Here is a 1419-nt window from a genome sequence, read left to right as displayed (position 1 = left end):
TGCCAGTTCAGCACAACGGATTTGACTTTTATTTATATGGAACGCCAGATGGTATTATGCACTACACCGATGATAAAGGTAAGGTACATCGGATTGGGCTAGAAATCAAGTCGAAGCAAACGACATACAGCCGTACAAGCGACTACAGCATGAAAGAGCCTGAAGCAAAACACATCAAGCAAACGGTTGCTTACTCATATATGTACCGCGATCCTGAAACGGGGCAACCTCTTGATTACTATTTAATTCTTTACGTGAATTTGAGCAAGAAAGGTTGGTTTGCAACCTTTGACGAAGCGCCTGACCTAAAATGCTTCGGAGTTCAGACGACAGAAGACGACCGAGCCAAGCTGTTCAACTATTTAACTGAAGTGTTAGTGAGTGTACAGCGCAAAGAGTTGCCGCCTTTTGATATTGACAGTTGGACATTTAATAACTTTAAAACTGCAACTGCACAGTCGTTGACTGACGAAGAATTTGGCCAAGTTAAGCAGTATGTTAAAAAGGTGCTGAAATCCAGTCAACCAGAGTACAAAAAAGAACAGTATTATGCCGCTTTTGAGGATATAAAAGAACGGAGAGAATGCGTGTGACAGAAATTAAGCGGGTGCTTGCCTTTGACATTTCTCTTGGGCAGCCTGGTGTTGCGCTAATTGAAATCGCAGATGGTGCCGCAACAATCATTGATAAAAGTAACATTAAAACGAGTAGCAAGGACTCTGTGGCTGTGCGCACCTCAATTGTTTATGCTTGGGCAGTTTTCTTCATGGAAAAACATCGTAAAAAAGGTTTTGACTACATTGCACGTGAGCTCTTTCAAGGGCGCACATGGAAGCAGAATGCCCCTGTCTTCGCTGCTTGGAGCGCGATTGATCAGGCTTTGAAAGTGTTCGAGTTGAATTATACACATGATCCGGTCACACCGGCCAGCCATTTTAAAACGGTCGCAAAGAATGGCAAAGCTAAAAAGCCGGAAGTGGCGCAGGCTGTGCGCGAATGGACAGGCTTTAAAGGCGATTTTGCTAGTGATGACGAGAGCGATGCGTGCTCACTCGCATTACATATTGCTGTGAAGGAAGGATTAATACCTTGAAAACTTTAAATAAAATCGCCCACTTTTTATTGATGTGGCTTGTCACGTTTGTTCTATTCTTCGTCTTTTTCTTTATTATTTGTTGGATAGGTACGGTCTTTGCAATGATTGTAGCTATTCCGATTGCACTTATTTCCGTTACATCAGCCGCAATTTCGTTGTTAATCGCGATTCTAAGTTTGGAGGACGATAATTAATGCAACAATACGTACTTGAATTTTATAGCAAGGGTCAGTGCTCGCCTTGTGTAGCTACTAGCTTTGCTTTACAAGTAGTTGAATGGCCTTTAAATGTATCTTTAGTAAATTGTAAACTCGAAGTATTAG

Annotated in this window: 2 protein-coding genes and 1 pseudogene; all 3 read left to right on the top strand. The window is 42.0% G+C overall.

The genetic code is table 11. The features are described from left to right. Window positions 1–593: pseudogene (locus tag MFLO_RS15800) on the top strand (hypothetical protein); the annotation flags it as partial. Then, window positions 590–1093 (top strand): RuvC family protein, encoded by a 504-nt coding sequence (locus MFLO_RS14275; RefSeq protein WP_036098735.1) that lies wholly within the window; start codon window positions 590–592, stop codon window positions 1091–1093. The pseudogene MFLO_RS15800 and the gene MFLO_RS14275, both read left to right, overlap by 4 nt. Beyond that, entirely contained in the window at window positions 1090–1290 is a 201-nt protein-coding gene (locus MFLO_RS14270; RefSeq protein WP_036098734.1) for a hypothetical protein, read from the top strand. Before MFLO_RS14275 ends, MFLO_RS14270 begins: the two co-directional genes overlap by 4 nt. The last annotated feature ends 129 nt before the right edge of the window (window positions 1291–1419 follow it).

This window comes from Listeria floridensis FSL S10-1187 (assembly GCF_000525875.1).
Taxonomy (GTDB): Bacteria; Bacillota; Bacilli; order Lactobacillales; family Listeriaceae; genus Listeria; species Listeria floridensis.
The sequence above is the reverse complement of the archived record's forward strand: the minus strand, read 5'-3'. Positions and strand labels throughout refer to the sequence as shown.